General features: G+C 66.5%; 20 protein-coding genes. All 20 read left to right on the top strand.

Annotated elements, in window-relative coordinates:
- Positions 1–28 precede the first annotated feature (28 nt).
- On the top strand, positions 29–1,237 hold the full coding sequence (locus AC1DW3_RS14565) for an aminotransferase-like domain-containing protein (protein WP_477932072.1): 1,209 nt from the start codon (positions 29–31) through the stop codon (positions 1,235–1,237).
- A complete protein-coding gene (locus AC1DW3_RS14560; RefSeq protein WP_477932070.1) occupies positions 1,234–1,671 on the top strand; it encodes a GNAT family N-acetyltransferase in 438 nt (145 codons plus the stop codon). The genes AC1DW3_RS14565 and AC1DW3_RS14560 overlap by 4 nt, the downstream gene beginning before the upstream one ends.
- Positions 1,668–2,507, top strand: a complete 840-nt coding sequence (locus AC1DW3_RS14555) for a PhzF family phenazine biosynthesis protein (RefSeq protein WP_477932068.1) — start codon at positions 1,668–1,670, stop codon at positions 2,505–2,507. The genes AC1DW3_RS14560 and AC1DW3_RS14555 overlap by 4 nt, the downstream gene beginning before the upstream one ends.
- A gap of 2 nt (positions 2,508–2,509) precedes the next feature.
- Complete coding sequence (locus AC1DW3_RS14550) at positions 2,510–3,088, top strand: VOC family protein (RefSeq protein WP_477932066.1); 579 nt, start codon at positions 2,510–2,512, stop codon at positions 3,086–3,088.
- Positions 3,088–3,792, top strand: coding sequence for an alanyl-tRNA editing protein (locus AC1DW3_RS14545; RefSeq protein WP_477932064.1), 705 nt, complete (start codon positions 3,088–3,090; stop codon positions 3,790–3,792). The genes AC1DW3_RS14550 and AC1DW3_RS14545 overlap by 1 nt, the downstream gene beginning before the upstream one ends.
- A 25-nt stretch (positions 3,793–3,817) precedes the next feature.
- Complete coding sequence (locus tag AC1DW3_RS14540; protein ID WP_477932062.1) at positions 3,818–4,333, top strand: GNAT family N-acetyltransferase; 516 nt, start codon at positions 3,818–3,820, stop codon at positions 4,331–4,333.
- A gap of 17 nt (positions 4,334–4,350) precedes the next feature.
- Positions 4,351–5,241, top strand: coding sequence for an SMP-30/gluconolactonase/LRE family protein (locus tag AC1DW3_RS14535; protein WP_477932060.1), 891 nt, complete (start codon positions 4,351–4,353; stop codon positions 5,239–5,241).
- Positions 5,242–5,391: 150 nt separating this feature from the next.
- Positions 5,392–5,883, top strand: a complete 492-nt coding sequence (locus tag AC1DW3_RS14530; protein WP_477932058.1) for an ATP synthase subunit I — start codon at positions 5,392–5,394, stop codon at positions 5,881–5,883.
- 22 nt (positions 5,884–5,905) lie between these two features.
- The gene (gene atpB / locus AC1DW3_RS14525) at positions 5,906–6,766 is read left to right on the top strand and encodes a F0F1 ATP synthase subunit A (RefSeq protein ID WP_477932056.1); all 861 of its coding nucleotides are present in this window, start codon (positions 5,906–5,908) and stop codon (positions 6,764–6,766) included.
- A gap of 80 nt (positions 6,767–6,846) precedes the next feature.
- Positions 6,847–7,113 (top strand): F0F1 ATP synthase subunit C, encoded by a 267-nt coding sequence (gene atpE, locus AC1DW3_RS14520; protein WP_056873235.1) that lies wholly within the window; start codon positions 6,847–6,849, stop codon positions 7,111–7,113.
- Between the two features lie 73 nt (positions 7,114–7,186).
- On the top strand, positions 7,187–7,657 hold the full coding sequence (locus tag AC1DW3_RS14515; protein ID WP_477932053.1) for a F0F1 ATP synthase subunit B: 471 nt from the start codon (positions 7,187–7,189) through the stop codon (positions 7,655–7,657).
- Positions 7,658–8,191, top strand: coding sequence for a F0F1 ATP synthase subunit delta (locus tag AC1DW3_RS14510; RefSeq protein ID WP_477932051.1), 534 nt, complete (start codon positions 7,658–7,660; stop codon positions 8,189–8,191).
- Positions 8,192–8,284: 93 nt separating this feature from the next.
- A complete protein-coding gene (gene atpA / locus AC1DW3_RS14505) occupies positions 8,285–9,838 on the top strand; it encodes a F0F1 ATP synthase subunit alpha (RefSeq protein ID WP_477932049.1) in 1,554 nt (517 codons plus the stop codon).
- 60 nt (positions 9,839–9,898) lie between these two features.
- Entirely contained in the window at positions 9,899–10,771 is an 873-nt protein-coding gene (atpG, locus tag AC1DW3_RS14500; RefSeq protein ID WP_477932048.1) for a F0F1 ATP synthase subunit gamma, read from the top strand.
- A gap of 41 nt (positions 10,772–10,812) precedes the next feature.
- Positions 10,813–12,225 (top strand): F0F1 ATP synthase subunit beta, encoded by a 1,413-nt coding sequence (gene atpD, locus AC1DW3_RS14495; RefSeq protein WP_477932046.1) that lies wholly within the window; start codon positions 10,813–10,815, stop codon positions 12,223–12,225.
- A 92-nt stretch (positions 12,226–12,317) separates the two neighbouring features.
- A complete protein-coding gene (locus AC1DW3_RS14490) occupies positions 12,318–12,734 on the top strand; it encodes a F0F1 ATP synthase subunit epsilon (RefSeq protein ID WP_477932044.1) in 417 nt (138 codons plus the stop codon).
- Between the two features lie 63 nt (positions 12,735–12,797).
- Entirely contained in the window at positions 12,798–13,601 is an 804-nt protein-coding gene (locus tag AC1DW3_RS14485; protein ID WP_477932042.1) for a beta-ketoacyl synthase chain length factor, read from the top strand.
- 82 nt (positions 13,602–13,683) lie between these two features.
- Positions 13,684–14,391 (top strand): lysophospholipid acyltransferase family protein, encoded by a 708-nt coding sequence (locus AC1DW3_RS14480; RefSeq protein ID WP_477932040.1) that lies wholly within the window; start codon positions 13,684–13,686, stop codon positions 14,389–14,391.
- Positions 14,369–14,632: a phosphopantetheine-binding protein gene (locus AC1DW3_RS14475; RefSeq protein WP_477932038.1), complete on the top strand. Its 264-nt coding sequence runs from the start codon at positions 14,369–14,371 to the stop codon at positions 14,630–14,632. Before AC1DW3_RS14480 ends, AC1DW3_RS14475 begins: the two co-directional genes overlap by 23 nt.
- Before the next feature lie 18 nt (positions 14,633–14,650).
- Positions 14,651–14,944, top strand: a complete 294-nt coding sequence (locus tag AC1DW3_RS14470) for an acyl carrier protein (RefSeq protein ID WP_477932036.1) — start codon at positions 14,651–14,653, stop codon at positions 14,942–14,944.
- Positions 14,945–14,949 lie beyond the last annotated feature (5 nt).

The raw sequence follows: 14,949 nt of genomic DNA, 5'->3' as shown, positions 1-14,949 counted from the left end.
CTCCTTTGAAATCCCACGTAACTCCATCATGAGCACCGTCTGGACCCAAGCGCGCCGCGCCGCGCGGATGAACCCGTCCATCATTCGCGAGATCCTCAAGGTCACTGAGAAGCCGGGCATCCTGTCCATGGCCGGTGGCCTGCCGAGCGCGGATACCTTTCCCGTCGACGCGCTGAAGGCCGCCTGTGACCGCGTGTTGAGCAGGAACCCGCGCGAGGCCCTGCAGTACGCGGCCAGCGAGGGCTTTGCGCCGCTGCGCGAATGGGTGGCGGCGCGGGTCGCCTCACTCGGCATGAACGTCAATCCCGACCAGGTGCTGATCACCAGCGGCTCCCAGCAGGGGCTGGACCTGGTGGGCAAGATCCTCTGCGACGCGGGCGCACCGGTGGCCGTCGAGACGCCGACCTATCTCGGTGCCCTGCAGGCCTTCACGCCCTTCGAGCCGCTGTTCGCCAGCCTGGCCAGCGACCACGAAGGCCCGCGCCCCGAGGCCATTGCGGCATTGCCGCACGACGCGCCCGGCACGCGCTTCAGCTATCTGCTGCCCAACTACCAGAACCCCACCGGCCGCGTCATGAGCGCCCAGCGCCGCGTCGAAGTCGTCGAGGCCTCGCGCCGCGCCGGCGTGCCCATCGTCGAAGACAACCCCTACGGCGACCTGTGGTTCGACGAGCCGCCGCCGGCCTCGCTGTCCAGCCTGTGGCCCGAGGGCTCGCTCTATCTGGGCTCCTTCTCCAAGGTGCTGACGCCGGGCTTCCGCCTGGGCTATATCGTGGCGCCGCCCGAGCTGTACCCCAAGCTGCTGCAGGCCAAGCAGGCCGCCGACCTGCACACGCCGGGCTTCAACCAGCGCGTCGTGCACGAAGTCATCCGCGACGGTTTCCTGGACAGCCACATCCCCACCATCCGCGCCCTCTACAAGGCCAATCGCGACGCCATGGCCGAGGCCCTGCGCGAGCACCTGCCGGCCGGCTGCGACTATCTGTCACCCCAGGGCGGCATGTTCTTCTGGATCCGCCTGCCCGAGGGCCTGGACGCGATGGCCCTGCTGCCGCGGGCCGTGGATGCCGGTATCGCCTTCGTGCCCGGCGCGGCCTTCTATGCCCAGCATCCCGACCCGCGCACGCTGCGCCTGTCCTTCGTGACGCTGACGCCCGACCTGATCCGCGAAGGCGTCGAGAAGCTCGGCCGTGTGCTGCACGAGGCGCTGGAGCCGGCCACGGAGCACGCGCCTTGACGTCACGCGACGGCTACCGGCTCAGCTTCGCGCCCGAGGACATCGACGCGCGGGCCGCGCATGCCTTCCTCGTCGGCGCCTACTGGTCCGAGGGGGTGCCGCTGGCCATCGTAGAGCGCTCGATCGCGAACTCGCTGTGCATCGCGATGCACGCTGAAGGGCAGGGCCAGGTCGGCTTCGCCCGCGTCGTGACCGACCGCGCGACCTTCGCCTACCTCTGCGACGTCTACGTGCTCCAAGCCCACCGCGGCAGCGGCCGCGCGAAGTGGATGATCGAGACGCTGCTGGCCCATGCCGACCTGCAGGGCCTGCGCCGCTTCATGCTCTTCACCCGCGACGCCCATGCGGTCTACACCGGTCACGGCTTCTCGCCGCTGGCCAACCCGCAGCGCGGCATGGAAATCGTTCGCCCAGGCCTCTATCTCAAGCCATGACTCAACTCCGCCGCTTCGCCCAGGTCGATGTCTTCACCGCCACGCCGCTGAAGGGCAATGCCCTGGCCGTCGTCATTGACGGCGGCGGCCTGTCCGACGCGGAGATGGCGGACTTCGCGCGCTGGACCAATCTGTCCGAGACGACATTTCTGCTGCCACCCACCGACCCGGGCGCCGACTACCGCGTGCGCATCTTCACGCCCGGCGGTGAGCTGCCCTTTGCCGGCCACCCGACGCTGGGCAGTGCGCACGCCTTCCTGGCCAGCGGCGGCGATGCGAGGAAGCCCGGTGAGGTCGTGCAGCAATGCGCCATCGGCCTGGTGCGCGTGAAGCGCGATGGCGCGCGCCTGGCTTTTGCCGCGCCGCCGCTGCAGCGCAGCGGCGTGGTCGGTGCGGCAGAACGAGCACAGGCGATCGCTGCGCTGCGCATCGCGCCCGAGGCCTTGCTGGATCTGGAATGGGTGGACAACGGCCCGGGCTGGATGGTCGCGCGCCTGGTCGATGCGGCCAGCGTGTTGGCCCTGCAGCCCGACTTCATCGCCATGCAGGGGCTCAAGCTCGGCGTCGTCGGGGCGTATCCCGAAGGCAGCGAATGCCAGTTCGAGGTGCGTGCCTTTGTGCCCGACCTCGGCATTCCCGAAGACCCGGTGACCGGCAGCCTGAATGCGGGTCTGGCACTGTGGCTGCAGGAAAAGGGTCTGGCGGGCGACAGCTATGTCGCGGCCCAAGGCGCAGTCCTGGGCCGCGCCGGCCGTGTGCATGTGAGGCGAGATGCCGAGGGCACCTGGATTGGCGGGGACGTCACGCCGCTGATCCATGGTCAGGTGAAGTTGTGAGCATGGAGCTGGACCACCTCGTCGTCGGTGCCGCGACGCTGGAAGAGGGCGTTGCCTGGTGCGAGCGCGTGCTGGGTGTGACGCCCGGCCCCGGCGGCAGGCATGCGCTGATGAGCACGCACAACCGCCTGCTCAACATCAGCGGCCCCAACCATCCGCGGGCCTATCTGGAGATCATCGCCATCGACCCCGAGGCGCCCCCACCGGCCCGCGCGCGCTGGTTCGATCTCGACCTGCCCGAATTGCGTGATCGCCTGGCCGCCGGGCCGGGGCTGATCCACTGGGTGGCCCGGGTTCCCAATCTCGATGCGGCCCTGGCCAATTGGCAGAGCGAGGGCGTGGATGCCGGCAAGGCGACCGAAGCCTCGCGCGGCAACCTGCGTTGGCGTATCGCGCTGCGCGAGGATGGCCGCCGCCTGCGCCGCGAAGCGTTGCCCGTGCTGATTGAATGGGGCGAGGCGCACCCGACCGACAGCATGGTCGATCAGGGCGTGCAACTGCTGGGCTTTGATTCACGCGACGGCCTGCGCGCGCGTCTCGCCACGCCACGCGGCGAGGTCGAACTGGAGGCGATTGGCTGATGAAGACCGAGGATCTGTTTCGCGAAGACGCGACGCTGCTGGCCTGTGACGCGACCGTCATCGCCCAGGGCGAGGGCGGCGTGTTGCTCGACCGTAGCGTTTGCTACCCGCTCGGCGGTGGCCAGGCCGGCGACACCGGCTGGTTGATCGCGGGTGAACAGCGCTGGCGCATCACCGACACGCGCAAGAGCAAGGAGCACGCCGAGGCCATCGTCCACCTGATCGAAGGCGAGCTGCCGGCCGTCGGCACCGCGGTGCGCGTCGAGGTCGACGCCCCACGCCGCCAGGCCCATCGGCGTTTCCACACCGCCACGCATCTGCTGTGCGCGCTGCTGCCCTATCCGGTCGATGGCTGTTCCATCACCGAGACCTATGCGCGGCTGGACTTCCACACCGACGAGCCCTTCGACAAGGAGGCCATCCAGGCGGGTCTGGATCGGCTGGTCGCTGAGGCGCATCCGGTGGGGCACCGCTGGATCACGGAAGACGAGCTGGACGCCAATCCCGGCCTGGTCCGCTCGATGAGCGTGCAGCCGCCGCGCGGACTTGGCCGCATTCGGGTGCTGGAGGTGCAAGGCGTGGATCTGCAGCCATGCGGTGGGACGCACGTCAGCAACACATCTGAGATCGGTCCTGTGATCGTGACAAAGATAGAAAAGAAGAGCGCCAAGACCCGTCGCGTGGTCTTGGGATTTGCTGCCTGAGGCGGCTGGCTAAACTGCGGCGCCTATGGCCGGCCCAGACATCCAGCTCATCACACCCGAGTCCCCCGAGGACTGGCAGGAAGCCCGGCTCGTGCTGCGGGACTACGCCAACAGCCTGGACATCGATCTCGACTTCCAGGGTTTCGAGCAAGAACTCGCCGGACTGCCCGGCGCCTACGCGCCGCCCGGTGGCCTGATGCTGCTGGCCACGGTTGATGGTGCCATCGCCGGCAGCGGCGCCTTCCGCCCCTTGCCCGATGCCGACTACCCCAACGCCTGCGAGATGAAGCGCCTCTATGTGCGTCCGGCCTTCCGTCGTTTCGGCCTGGGGCGCATCCTGGCGCAGGCGCTGATGGACCGCGCCACCGAGGCCGGCTACTCGTCCATGCTGCTCGACACGCTGGATGACATGGAAGCGGCGCGCGGCCTCTACGAGAGCCTGGGCTTCGCCGAGGTGCCGCCGTTCTACTTCAACCCCATCCCCGGCGCCCATTACCTGAAGGCCGAGCTCGGCGCCTTCCGGCCGAGTTACTTCGGATAACCGCCTAGAGTGGCGGGATGGCCTCCCAAGACATCCAAGCCCTCGGTTCCCACCGCTGCCTGCTCGGCGAATCGCCGCTCTGGCATCCCACTGAAAAGCAGCTCTACGCGGTCGACATTCCTGGCCGTCAGGTGCTGCGATGGCATGCGGGTGCCGAAGCGCCCGAGGTCTGGCGCCAGGACGCCGAGCCCGGCTGCATCGCGGCCCGTGCGGGTGGCGGCCTGCTGGTGGCGCGTCGCGACGGCCTGTGGGCGTTGGACACGACGACAGGCGCCCAGACCCTCGTCAGCCCACCGCCCTACGACCCGGCGCGGCTGCGCTTCAACGACGGCAAGGTCGACCCGGCTGGCCGGCTGTGGATCGGCAGCATCTCCGACGCCCGCGAGCCCGAGGCGGCGCTCTACCGCTTCGACGGCCAGGGCTTCTCGGCCCAGGTGCCCGGCCTGACGACGTCCAACGGCCTGGCCTGGAGCCCCTCGGCCAAGCGCATGCACTGGTCAGACACCAAGGCCCACCGTGTCTACGTCGCCGACTTCGACGCGGCGACCAGTACGCTGTCCGCGCCGCGCGTCTTCGCCGAGTTCAAGCCGCGCGCACCCGGCGAGGTCTATGGCGGCCGCCCGGACGGTGCGGCCATGGATGCTGAGGGTTGCTACTGGGTCGCCATGTTCGAGGGCGGCTGCGTCTTGCGCATCGCGCCGACCGGCGAAGTGGTGCAGCGCGTCGAGCTGCCGGCGACCTGCCCGACCATGCCCACCTTCGGCGGTGACGACCTGCGCACCCTCTTCATCACGACGGCCCGCGAAAAGCGCCCGGCCGACGAACTGGAGCGCGAACCGCTCGCCGGTGCCGTGCTGCAGCTGCGCGTCGACGTGCCGGGCTTGCCCGCCAGCCTGACAGGCGCCTGAATCCTGGGCCGGCGAGGGGGCGTATTTACCCCGGTGTAACTAGTCACCTATAATGAGTGGCTTTGTTGGGTGGCGCCTGTGCGCCGCCCCGGTGCAATCAGCTTTCCGGCAGTTTGGGAGGCTGAGCCGCCCACCCCAGGATCAGGCGCCATGACCGAGAACGGCCCCCGAAAGACCTGGCCCCCCGCTGTTTCGACGGCCGGTGGCTGGGACGACGACATCGAGGAGCCGCCCGTCAAGGCATTGAACCCGGATGAGGCGGCGGCGCTGAAGTCCGCGTTGCCGATGCTGTCGCCCTGGCGTGTGCTGGGGATGCAGCTGGTGGCAGGCTTGCTGTGCGTGGCCGTGATCCGGCTGTGGACGGCGTCCGGCGTGGCCATGGCCTCGGCGCTCTACGGCGCTGCGGCGGTGGTGCTGCCGAACATGCTGCTGGCGCGGGGCCTGACAAAGCACGTGGACTCTGCGGTCGGTGCGGCTGCGGGCTTCATGGGTTGGGAATTTTTGAAAATCGGTGCATCGATCGCGATGCTGGTGCTGGCGCCAAAGGTGGTGCCGGGCCTGAGCTGGCCAGCCCTGCTGGTCACCCTCGCGGTGTGCATCAAAGTGAACTGGCTTGCGCTCGCTTGGCGCAGCCGTCGATAGAACTGACGAGGCAGAAAGAAACATGGCAGCAGAAGGCCACGAAACAGCCGCCCCGAGCGCTGGTGAATACATCATTCACCACCTGCAGCACTTCCAGAGTGGCACGCAGAAGGGCATCGCCGACTTCTCCGTCGTCAACCTCGACTCCCTCTTCTTCAGCGTCCTGCTGGGCGTGGTGGGCTGCTTCTTCCTGTGGCGTGCCGCGAAGGCTGCTACATCGGGCGTCCCGGGCCGTTTTCAAGCCGCCGTCGAAATCCTCGTGGAAATCGTCGCTGAGCAGGCCAAGGGCATCGTGCACAACGCCAACAGCCGCAAGCTGGTGGCCCCGCTGGCCCTGACCGTGTTCATGTGGATCTTCCTGATGAACGCGATGGACTTGCTGCCCGTCGACCTGCTGCCCCTGATCTGGCAGACCATCACCGGCGACCATCACGCCAAGCTGCGTGTCGTGCCGACGGCCGACCTGTCCATGACGATGGGCCTGTCCCTCGGCGTGCTGGTCACCTGCCTCATCTACAACGTCAAGATGAAGGGCGCTGGCGGCTGGGCCCACGAACTGGTGGCAGCACCGTTCGGCGACAAGGTCTATCTGTACCCGATCAACTTCGCGATGCAGATCATCGAGTTCGTCGCCAAGACCGTCTCGCACGGCATGCGGCTGTTCGGCAATATGTACGCCGGCGAACTGATCTTCCTGCTGATCGCCCTGATGGGCGGCGCCATCACCACGGTGAGCTTCGGCATGGGCGCCTTCCTGTTCAGCATGCACGTCATCGCCGGCTTCGTCTGGGCAGCGTTCCACCTGATCATCATCACGCTGCAGGCCTTCGTCTTCATGATGCTGACGCTGGTCTACATCGGCCAGGCCCACGACGCGCACTGATTGCGCGCACTGAGCCTCACCCCAGTTTCCCCAAGCAGTTTTCCTTCAACCCTTTTCTCTAGTCCCTCTAAGGAGTCATCGTGGAAGTCATTAGCTTTGTTGCCCTCGCCGCTGGTCTGATCATTGGTCTGGGCGCCTTCGGTGCTTGTATCGGTATCGGCATCATGGGCAGCAAGTACCTTGAGTCCGCCGCTCGTCAGCCCGAGCTGATGAACGAACTGCAGACCAAGATGTTCCTGCTGGCCGGCCTGATCGACGCGGCCTTCATCATCGGCACCGGTATCGCCCTGTGGTTCGCCACTGCCAACCCGTTCCTGGGTCAGCTGGCGCAAATCGCCGCCAAGTAATTCGACGTTGCCGCCCCGCCCTCGGACTCCTGGGGGCGGCTTCAAGCACTCGAAAACTTTGTGAGGCACCAAGGTGTTTATTAACGCATCGCTCATCGTTCAGATGATCGTGTTCCTGGCGCTGGTCGGGTTCACGATGAAGTATGTGTGGCCGCCGATCGTCAAGGCGCTCGATGAGCGTGCCGCGAAGATCGCCGCAGGCCTGTCCGCCGCTGACAAGGCCAAGGCCGAGCTGGCCGGCGCCGAAGCGCAGATCGCCAAGGAACTGGCTCAGACCAAGGCCGAATCGGGCAAGCTGATCTCGGACGCCGAGAAGCGTGCCGCTGCCATCGTCGACGCCGCCAAGGGCAAGGCCGAAGAAGAAGGCGCCAAGATCCTGGCCGCCGCCAAGGCCGACGCCGAGCAGCAGGTTTCCCGCGCTCGCGAAGTCCTGCGCGAGCAAGTCGCTTCGCTGGCCGTCAAGGGCGCCGAGCAGATCCTGCAGAAGGAAGTCAACGCCGGCGTTCACGCCGAGCTGCTGGCTCGCCTGAAGACGGAGCTGTAAATGGCCGAGATCGCCACCATCGCCCGCCCCTACGCGGAAGCGCTGTTCCAGGTTGCCAAGTCGCAAGACCTGACCTCTTGGGGCCAGCAACTCGACGCGCTGGCCCAGGTGGCGCAGGACGCCGATCTGCGCCAGTTCGCCGATCACCCCAAGGCCCAGGTCGAGCAGGTCGTCGCGGTCGTGACCGCTGCCGCCAAGCAGACCCTCGCCGCCGGCGTGCAGAACTTCCTGCGCACCATCGTCGAGAACGGCCGCCTGGCTGCACTGCCCGAGATCGTGGCCCAGTACCACGTGCTGGCCAACGCTGCTTCGGGCGTGTCCGACGCGCAGATCTTCAGCGCCTACGAGATCAGCGACGCTCAGCTCGCTGACCTCAAGGCTGCGCTGGAAAAGCGCTTCGGCCGCAAGCTCGAAGCCCATGTGCAGCTGGAGCCCAGCCTGATCGGCGGCGTTCGCGTCGTCGTCGGCGACGAGGTGCTGGACACCTCCGTCAAGGCCCGCCTTGAGCGCATGAAAGTTGCGCTGACTGCCTGATCCGCAGCTGGACACCCGCAAGACATTCCGATTTACCCCGCGTCTGACCCCGCCCTTGATCCGGCGAAGGAACGGCCACCTGGGAGACCTAGCATGCAACTGAATCCCGCTGAAATTTCCGAACTGATCAAGAGCCGCATCGAGGGTCTTGGTGGCAGCACGGACATCCGCAACCAGGGCACCGTCGTGTCCGTTTCCGACGGCATCGTCCGCGTCCACGGCCTGTCCGACGTGATGCAGGGCGAAATGCTCGAATTCCCGGTCGCCAAGGATGGCAGCCAGACCTTCGGCCTGGCCCTGAACCTCGAGCGCGACTCCGTCGGCGCCGTGATTCTGGGTGCCTACGAGCACATCTCGGAAGGCGACACCGTCAAGTGCACGGGCCGCATCCTGGAAGTGCCGGTCGGCCCCGAGCTGATTGGCCGCGTCGTCAACGCGCTGGGCGAGCCGATCGACGGCAAGGGCCCGATCAACGCCAAGATGACCGACGTCATCGAGAAGGTCGCCCCGGGCGTGATCGCCCGCAAGTCGGTCGACCAACCCGTGCAGACCGGCCTGAAGTCGATCGACTCCATGGTTCCCGTCGGCCGTGGCCAGCGCGAACTGATCATTGGTGACCGTCAGACGGGCAAGACCGCCGTCGCCATCGACGCGATCATCAACCAGAAGGGTCAGAACATGACCTGCGTCTACGTCGCGATCGGCCAGAAGGCCTCGTCGATCAAGAACGTGGTGCGTGCTCTGGAACAAGCCGGCGCGATGGAATACACCATCGTCGTGGCCGCCTCGGCCTCCGAGTCGGCCGCGATGCAATACGTGTCGGCCTATTCGGGCTGCACGATGGGCGAGTACTTCCGCGACCGCGGCCAAGACGCGCTGATCATTTACGACGACCTGTCCAAGCAGGCCGTCGCCTACCGCCAGGTCTCGCTGCTGCTGCGCCGCCCGCCGGGCCGCGAAGCCTACCCCGGCGACGTGTTCTATCTGCACAGCCGCCTGCTGGAGCGTGCCGCTCGCGTCAACGCCGACTACGTCGAAGCCTTCACCAAGGGTGAAGTCAAGGGCAAGACCGGTTCGCTGACGGCCCTGCCGATCATCGAAACCCAAGCCGGTGACGTGTCCGCCTTCGTGCCGACCAACGTGATCTCGATCACCGACGGCCAGATCTTCCTGGAAACCAGCCTGTTCAACGCCGGTATCCGCCCCGCCATCAACGCCGGTATCTCGGTGTCGCGCGTCGGTGGTGCTGCCCAGACCAAGCTGATCAAGTCGCTGTCCGGCGGTATCCGTACCGACCTGGCCCAGTACCGTGAACTGGCTGCGTTCGCGCAGTTCGCTTCCGACCTGGACGAAGCCACCCGCAAGCAGCTGGACCGCGGTGCCCGCGTGACGGAACTGCTGAAGCAGGCCCAGTACTCGCCGCTGTCCATCTCGCTGATGGGCGCGTCGCTGTACGCCGCCAACAAGGGCTTCATGGACAGCATCGAAGTGCAGAAGGTCCTGGCCTTCGAACACGGCCTGCACCAGTTCCTGAAGACCAGCCACGCCGCCCTGCTGGCCAAGCTGGAAGCCGACAAGGCGATGGACAAGGATGCCGAAGCTGAACTGAACGCCGCCATCACGGCCTTCAAGAAGTCCTTCGCTTAAGAAGCCACGGAACCGCGGGGCTGAGCCTCAAAACCCACCCCGCACTGACTAGGAGTTCGAATGGCTTCAAGCAAAGAAATCCGCGGCAAGATCAAGTCGGTCGAGAACACCAAGAAGATCACCAAGGCGATGGAAATGGTCGCCGCGTCCAAGATGCGCAAGGCGCAGGAACGGATGCGGTCGGCTCGCCCGTACGCTGAGAAGATCGGCAACATCGCGGCCGAACTGGCCAAGGCCAACCCCGAGTACCGCCATCCCTTCCTCGTCAAGAACGAAGAAGCGAAGACGGTCGGCATGGTCGTCGTCACGACGGACAAGGGCCTGTGCGGTGGTCTCAACACCAACCTGCTGCGCGCGGCCACGGCCAAGCTGAAGGAACTGGAAACCGCGGGCCAGAAGGCCGAGGTCGTCGCCATCGGCGGCAAGGGCCTGGGCTTCATGAACCGCATCGGCGCCAAGGTCGTGGCTCACGCCACGCAGCTCGGCGACCAGCCCCACATCGAGGCCCTCATCGGCCCCGTCAAGGTGCTGCTCGACCAATACGCCGCCGGCAAGCTGTCCGCCGTCTACCTCTGCTACACGCAGTTCATCAACACGATGAAGCAAGAGGTGAAGGTTCACCAGTTGCTGCCCCTGAAGGCTGCCGACATGGCAACCGACAAGGCCGGTCACTCGTGGGACTACATCTACGAGCCGGACGCCGCCACGGTCATCAACGAGCTGCTCGTCCGCTACACGGAAGCGCTGGTCTTCCAGGCCGTTGCCGAAAACATGGCCAGCGAGCAGTCCGCCCGCATGGTGGCCATGAAGGCCGCGACCGACAACGCCGGCACGCTGATCGGTGAGCTGAAGCTGGTCTACAACAAGACCCGCCAGGCCGCCATCACCAAAGAGTTGTCCGAGATCGTCAGCGGCGCGGCCGCGGTGGGCTGATCCAGCCCGAACGCAAAGATTTGAATTGAAGGAACGCACAAATGTCTAACACTCAAGCAGTCGGCAAGATCGTTCAGTGCATTGGCGCCGTCGTTGACGTGGAATTCCCGCGCGACAAGATGCCCAAGGTCTACGACGCCCTGAAGATGGAAGGCGCCGCTCTGACGCTGGAAGTCCAGCAGCAGCTGGGCGACGGCGTGGTCCGCACCATTGCGCTGGGTTCGTCCGACGGCCTGCGCCGCGGCACCGAGGTCTACAACACCGGCGACACCATCCAGGTGCCGGTCGGCAAGGCCACCCTCGGCCGCATCATGGACGTGCTGGGCAACCCCATCGACGAACGTGGTCCGGTCGCTTCCACGCTGACCGCCTCCATCCACCGCGCCGCTCCGGCCTACGACGAGCTGAGCCCGTCGCAGGACCTGCTGGAAACCGGCATCAAGGTGATCGACCTGATCTGCCCGTTCGCCAAGGGCGGCAAGGTGGGTCTGTTCGGTGGCGCCGGCGTCGGCAAGACCGTCAACATGATGGAGCTCATCAACAACATCGCCAAGGCGCACAGCGGTCTGTCCGTGTTCGCCGGCGTGGGTGAGCGCACCCGTGAGGGCAACGACTTCTATCACGAGATGTCGGACTCCGGCGTCGTCGTGCAGGAGAAGCTCGAAGACTCCAAGGTCGCCATGGTCTACGGCCAGATGAACGAGCCCCCGGGCAACCGTCTGCGCGTGGCGCTGACCGGCCTGACCATCGCCGAGTCCTTCCGCGACGAAGGCAAGGACGTGCTGTTCTTCGTGGACAACATCTACCGCTACACGCTGGCCGGTACCGAAGTGTCCGCACTGCTGGGCCGCATGCCTTCCGCCGTGGGCTACCAGCCGACGCTGGCCGAGGAAATGGGCCGCCTGCAGGAACGCATCACGTCGACCAAGGTCGGCTCGATCACGTCCATCCAGGCCGTCTACGTCCCTGCGGACGACTTGACCGACCCGTCCCCCGCCACGACCTTCGCCCACTTGGACGCCACCGTCGTGCTGTCGCGTGACATCGCCTCGCTGGGTATCTACCCCGCCGTGGACCCGCTGGACTCGACCAGCCGCCAGATCGACCCCAACGTCGTCGGCGAAGAGCACTACTCGACGACCCGTGCCGTGCAGCAGGTGCTGCAGCGCTACAAGGAACTGCGCGACATCATCGCCATCCTGGGCATGGACGAACTGTCGCCGGATGACAAGCTGTCGGTCGCCCGCGCCCGCAAGATCCAGCGCTTCCTGTCGCAGCCTTTCCACGTCGCCGAAGTGTTCACGGGCACCCCGGGCAAGTACGTGCCGCTGAAGGAAACCATCCGCGGCTTCAAGATGATCGTCAACGGCGAGTGCGACACGCTGCCGGAGCAGGCCTTCTACATGGTCGGCACCATCGACGAAGCCTTCGAGAAGGCCAAGAAGATTCAATAAGACATTGCGGGACAGACCTGACGCGCAGCGGCAGCTCTGTCCCCAACTGATCAAGTCTTGAATCTTTGCAACCTAGCCAAGGAAGATTGAACATGGCAACCCTCCACGTCGACGTGGTCTCCGCCGAAGAGCAGATCTTCTCCGGCGAGGCCAAGTTCGTCGCCCTGCCGGGCGAGAGTGGCGAGCTCGGCATCCTGCCGAAGCACACGCCGCTGATCACCCGCATCAAGCCGGGCGCCGTGCGCATCGAGCTGGCCGATGGCAGCGAAGAGTTCGTCTTCGTCGCCGGCGGCATCCTCGAAGTGCAGCCGAACCGCGTGACCGTGCTGGCCGATACCGCCATCCGCGGCAAGGATCTGGACGAAGCCAAGGCCCTCGAGGCCAAGAAGCAGGCCGAGGAAGCGCTCAAGAACGCCAAGAGCGAACTCGACCAGGCCGCGATCCAGAACGAACTGCTCACGCTGGCGGCCCAGGTCGCGGCGCTGCGCAAGTTCCGCGCGAAGAGCTAAGGGCAAGCCCTGGCTGAACCGCAAGCCCGCCTCTTGGCGGGTTTTCTACTTTCTGACCCACCCATGACTTCCCCCGCCACCGCTCCCGCTGCTGCCCAGGATGGCCTGGATCTGCATGTCGAGCAGTGGGCGGCATGGGCGCCGGGTCTCGCGTCGCAGGACGACTGGCGCGCCTGGCTGCGCGATCCGCAGCCCCTGCCCGCCGACGCCCCGGCGTCGCCCCCCTTGCCCGAAGTGCCCGCCATGGCGCGGCGCCGCATCGATCCCCTGGGCCGCGCGGCCCTGCAGGTGGCCTACTGGGCCCAGCAGGATGTCGATGCCACGCTGCTGACGGCCATGCCGCTGGTGTTTGCGTCGCGTTGGGGCGAACTGGCGCGTTCCATCACGATGCTGCAGGAACTGGCGCAGGGCGAGGCGCTGTCGCCCACGGCCTTCAGCCACTCGGTGCACAACGCCATCGGCGCCCAGTACTCCATCCAGCGCGGCATCACGGCCAACGTCAGCGCCGTGGCGGCGGGCGAGGTCAGTGCCGCCGCCGGCTGGGTCGAAGCCCAGGCCCTGCTCGCCACCGGCGCGCCGGCCGTGTTGCTGACCGTCTTCGATGCGCCCCTGCCGGCGCTGTACGCCCCCACCGGGCTGGATGCGGCGATCGCGCCCCTGCATGCCTTTGCCTTGCGGCTGCGGCTGGCACGGCCGGGCGAGGCGGCTGTGCGGCTGTCACGCGAGGCCAGCCTCCCGCCTGCGACGCCCAAGGCGCCGACGGCGCCCAATCTGCAGTTGCTGCACTTCCTGCTCGACCCTGCCGCCGAACTGCGCCAGGCAGACGGCGCTGCGGACTGGCACTGGCGCCATGTCGTCGCTCGCTAGCCTGGCTTCGGCTTGGTCGCGCGCCTGGCGGGTGCCGGCCACGGCCTTCAGCTTCACCTGCTTCGGCCTGGGCGGCCTGCTGATGGGCCTGATCGCCTTTCCGCTGATCAACCTGCTCGTCTGGGAGCCGCTGCGCCGCATCCGCTGGTCGCGCGCCCTGGTGGGCGCCAGCTTTCGCGGCTTCATCGGCCTGATGACGCTGCTAGGCTTGGTGCGGGTGCGCTGGACGGGCGCCGAGCGGCTGCAGCGCCGCGGCCTGCTGGTGCTGGCCAACCATCCGACGCTGATCGACGTCGTGGCGCTGATTGCCCGCACGCCCAATGCCGACTGCGTCGTGCGCGGTGGCCTGGGCAACAACCCCTTCACCTGGGGCCCGGTGCGCGCCTGTAACTATTTGCGCAACGACCGTGGCAGCGAGGTGTTGGAAGGATTCAACGCCAGCCTGGCATCCGGCAGCAATCTGGTGATTTTTCCCGAAGGGACCCGCAGCGTGCCGGGGCATGCTTTGCAGTTGCAGCGCGGTGCGGCCCAATTGGCCCTGCGCAGCGGCGTGGCGATCACGCCGGTGCACATCCGCTGCGAGCCGCTGGGCTTGAGCAAAGGTTGGCCGTGGTGGAAAACCCACGACCGGCCGTTACAGCTGAGTCTGGATGTGGGCGAGGACATCGCCGTGACACCCTTTCTAGAGGGGGCTCACGGAGAATTCCCGCTCGCCGCCAGGCGGCTCACGGGATACTTGCGGGACTATTTTTCTAGGGGAAAAGGCGATGGAACAGAGCCTGGAACTTGAAATCAAGACCTTGCTCATCGACGCCTTGAACCTCGAGGACATGAGCGCAGACGACATCGACGCCGAGCAGCCGCTCTTCGTCGAAGGCCTCGGCCTGGATTCCATCGACGCGCTCGAGCTGGGCCTGGCGCTGCAGAAGCGCTATGGCGTGACCATGTCGGCCGACTCGGAAGAGACGCGCCGGCATTTCCGCTCGATCCGGGCGTTGGCAGCCTTCGTGGCCACAAGCCGCAAGAGCTGAATCGCCAGGGGAGTTCAAATGACCGAACAAGACATCTACACGCGCCTGTCGGCCATCCTGGTCGAGACCTTCGACATCGAGCCCGAGCGCATCCGCCCAGAGGCCCGGCTGTACGACGACCTGGACATCGATTCCATTGATGCCGTGGACCTCATCGTCAAGCTCAAGCCCCTGGTGGGCAAGCGCCTGCAGCCCGAGGCCTTCAAGTCGGTGCGCACGCTGCAGGACGTCGTCAACGCGCTGACGGCCCTGCTGCAGCAGGCTGACGAAACGACCGGCGAAGATGAAGCCGCGCTGCCGCGCGCCGCCTGAGTTCT

It is taken from the genome of Roseateles sp. P2_H4 (genome assembly GCF_056403315.1).
The sequence above is the reverse complement of the archived record's forward strand: the minus strand, read 5'-3'. Positions and strand labels throughout refer to the sequence as shown.

Bases quoted from the DNA above. Each gene is read 5' to 3' on its own strand.
- AC1DW3_RS14565 (WP_477932072.1), top strand. From the start codon at position 29: ATGAGCACCGTCTGGACCCAAGCGCGCCGCGCCGCGCGGATGAACCCG.
- AC1DW3_RS14555 (WP_477932068.1), top strand. From the start codon at position 1,668: ATGACTCAACTCCGCCGCTTCGCCCAGGTCGATGTCTTCACCGCCACG.
- AC1DW3_RS14550 (WP_477932066.1), top strand. From the start codon at position 2,510: ATGGAGCTGGACCACCTCGTCGTCGGTGCCGCGACGCTGGAAGAGGGC.
- AC1DW3_RS14545 (WP_477932064.1), top strand. From the start codon at position 3,088: ATGAAGACCGAGGATCTGTTTCGCGAAGACGCGACGCTGCTGGCCTGT.
- AC1DW3_RS14540 (WP_477932062.1), top strand. From the start codon at position 3,818: ATGGCCGGCCCAGACATCCAGCTCATCACACCCGAGTCCCCCGAGGAC.
- AC1DW3_RS14535 (WP_477932060.1), top strand. From the start codon at position 4,351: ATGGCCTCCCAAGACATCCAAGCCCTCGGTTCCCACCGCTGCCTGCTC.
- AC1DW3_RS14530 (WP_477932058.1), top strand. From the start codon at position 5,392: ATGACCGAGAACGGCCCCCGAAAGACCTGGCCCCCCGCTGTTTCGACG.
- atpB (WP_477932056.1), top strand. From the start codon at position 5,906: ATGGCAGCAGAAGGCCACGAAACAGCCGCCCCGAGCGCTGGTGAATAC.
- AC1DW3_RS14510 (WP_477932051.1), top strand. From the start codon at position 7,658: ATGGCCGAGATCGCCACCATCGCCCGCCCCTACGCGGAAGCGCTGTTC.
- atpA (WP_477932049.1), top strand. From the start codon at position 8,285: ATGCAACTGAATCCCGCTGAAATTTCCGAACTGATCAAGAGCCGCATC.
- atpG (WP_477932048.1), top strand. From the start codon at position 9,899: ATGGCTTCAAGCAAAGAAATCCGCGGCAAGATCAAGTCGGTCGAGAAC.
- atpD (WP_477932046.1), top strand. From the start codon at position 10,813: ATGTCTAACACTCAAGCAGTCGGCAAGATCGTTCAGTGCATTGGCGCC.
- AC1DW3_RS14490 (WP_477932044.1), top strand. From the start codon at position 12,318: ATGGCAACCCTCCACGTCGACGTGGTCTCCGCCGAAGAGCAGATCTTC.
- AC1DW3_RS14485 (WP_477932042.1), top strand. From the start codon at position 12,798: ATGACTTCCCCCGCCACCGCTCCCGCTGCTGCCCAGGATGGCCTGGAT.
- AC1DW3_RS14480 (WP_477932040.1), top strand. From the start codon at position 13,684: ATGGGCCTGATCGCCTTTCCGCTGATCAACCTGCTCGTCTGGGAGCCG.
- AC1DW3_RS14475 (WP_477932038.1), top strand. From the start codon at position 14,369: ATGGAACAGAGCCTGGAACTTGAAATCAAGACCTTGCTCATCGACGCC.
- AC1DW3_RS14470 (WP_477932036.1), top strand. From the start codon at position 14,651: ATGACCGAACAAGACATCTACACGCGCCTGTCGGCCATCCTGGTCGAG.